At 38.9% G+C, this 2,154-nt stretch carries 4 protein-coding genes; all 4 read left to right on the forward strand.

Going from position 1 to position 2,154, the window contains the following annotated elements; all coding sequences use genetic code 11:
• On the forward strand, positions 1–265 hold a 265-nt coding region (locus SE27_RS14640), incomplete at its 5' end, for an ArsC/Spx/MgsR family protein (RefSeq protein ID WP_455550015.1).
• Between the two features lie 44 nt (positions 266–309).
• Entirely contained in the window at positions 310–633 is a 324-nt protein-coding gene (locus SE27_RS12950; protein WP_004644742.1) for a metalloregulator ArsR/SmtB family transcription factor, read from the forward strand.
• Positions 634–637: 4 nt separating this feature from the next.
• On the forward strand, positions 638–1,111 hold the full coding sequence (locus tag SE27_RS12955; protein WP_005220137.1) for an arsenate reductase ArsC: 474 nt from the start codon (positions 638–640) through the stop codon (positions 1,109–1,111).
• Positions 1,112–1,116: 5 nt separating this feature from the next.
• Positions 1,117–2,154: ACR3 family arsenite efflux transporter (arsB, locus tag SE27_RS13870; protein WP_004644740.1), on the forward strand; the 1,038-nt coding region annotated here is incomplete at its 3' end.

Genomic DNA, 2,154 nt, shown 5'->3' on the forward strand with positions numbered 1-2,154 from the left:
TGTTAGAGAAGCAATTCGTAAAAATGTACCTTCATATTCTGATTTAGAAATTGTTCGGGAAGATTGGTCTGATGAACAGCTTTTAAATTTTATGCTTCAACATCCTATTTTGATTAACCGCCCATTCGTTGTTACGGATTTAGGTACACGTTTGTGTCGTCCTTCTGAAGTTGTTTTGGATATTCTCCCGTTTCCTCAGAAAGGCGCATTTAGCAAAGAAGATGGTGAAAAAATTATTGATGAAAATGGCCTAAGAATTAAATAGCACTTTCTCATCTCTTGAATGGAAAGAATGTGAAGGAGACTTATATGGATCAAGTTAATTTTTTTAAATGCTTATCAGATGAAACACGTCTCAATATAGTGACATTAATTGTTGAAAATAAAGAACTATGTGTATGTGATTTGACTGAAAAACTACAACTCAGTCAACCTAAAATTTCAAGACATTTAGCCCTTTTACGTGCTTCAGGGCTACTTCAAGATCGCAGACAAGGCCAATGGGTTTACTACAGTATCAATCCAAAATTGGCCAACTGGTGTTATGAAATTTTAGATATTTTGAAGACGGTTCAATCTCAATCAAAGCTGGATGATCAACACCCCCTTTCTGTAAATAGTTATTGTGAGTAATTCAATGAAATTTTTATTTTTATGTACTGGAAATAGCTGCCGTAGCATTTTGTCTGAAGTTTTGTTTAATAGCCGAGCACCAGAAGGTTGGAAAGCCTATAGCGCTGGGAGTAAGCCTTCAGGTCAAGTTCACCCGCTAACTTTAGAAACCCTTGAAAACTTAAGATTATCTACCGAAGGTTTATGGAGTAAAACGATTAATGATTGTGAACAATATCAACCTGATGTTGTGATCACAGTATGTGATTCTGCTGCTCAAGAAGCATGTCCACTTTATTTGGGTGGAGCAATCAAGGCACATTGGGGCTTGGCTGATCCTTCACACTTAGACGTGAATAAAGAAGAAAAAATGAAAGCCTTTATGAGCACTGTTGAACATATCAATCGTCGCTTAGATGCTTTATTTAAACTTAATGTAGATAAACTATCTCGCTCAGAATTGATTGCAGCAATTAATCAAATTTCGAACGTTGAGTAAGTGAAATGTCTGAAAAACGCTTATCTTTTTTAGATCGCAACCTGACGCTATGGATTTTTATTGCCATGGCCTTAGGCATTGCCATCGGAAACTTCTTTCCTCAGGCTTCTGTCGCACTCGATAAATTAAGCATTGATTCAGTGAATATTCCAATCGCGATTGGTCTTATTCTAATGATGTATCCACCACTGGCAAAAGTGAACTATGCGACTTTGCCACAAGTGTTTAAGGATAAGAAAACCCTTACTTTATCCTTAGTACAAAACTGGCTGATCGCGCCAGTACTCATGTTTGCCCTGGCAATCATATTTTTACATAGTTATCCAGAATATATGACCGGTGTCATCCTGATCGGTCTTGCTCGATGTATTGCCATGGTTCTGGTGTGGAATGGCTTGGCGTGTGGTGATAATCAATATGTTGCAGCATTAGTTGCCTTTAACAGCATCTTCCAGATTCTATTTTTCAGTACCTATGCCTGGTTATTCCTGACCTTCCTTCCACCCTATTTTGGTGTCGCTTCGCAGGTCATTAATGTCGATTTCTGGACCATCACCCATGCTGTTCTGGTTTATCTTGGTATTCCGTTCTTATTAGGTTTCTTAACGCGATGGATTTTGGTGAAACAGAAAGGCGTGGAATGGTATGAAACCAAGTTCATTCCGAAAATCAGTCCGCTGAGTTTAATGGCTTTGCTGTTCACCATTCTGGCCATGTTTAGCCTAAAAGGCGGTGATGTCGTGAGTCTTCCGCTTGAAGTTTTACGCATCGCGATTCCTTTAACCATTTACTTCGTTTTAATGTTCTTCATCAGCTTCTTTATGAGTAAATGGATGGGCAATGACTATCCTAAGACCACAGCAATTGCATTTACCGCAGCGGGGAATAATTTTGAATTATCACTTGCAGTAGCGATTGCAACTTTTGGTATCGCTTCGCCTGTTGCTTTTACCACGATTATTGGCCCACTGGTCGAAGTTCCTGTGTTGATTGCCTTGGTGAGTGTTTCACTCTGGCTGAGAAAGAAAGTTTTTAAAGAGGCC

Source organism: Acinetobacter harbinensis (genome assembly GCF_000816495.1).
Taxonomy (GTDB): domain Bacteria; phylum Pseudomonadota; class Gammaproteobacteria; order Pseudomonadales; family Moraxellaceae; genus Acinetobacter; species Acinetobacter harbinensis.

Bases quoted from the DNA above. Each gene is read 5' to 3' on its own strand.
- SE27_RS12950 (WP_004644742.1), top strand. From the start codon at position 310: ATGGATCAAGTTAATTTTTTTAAATGCTTATCAGATGAAACACGTCTC.
- SE27_RS12955 (WP_005220137.1), top strand. From the start codon at position 638: ATGAAATTTTTATTTTTATGTACTGGAAATAGCTGCCGTAGCATTTTG.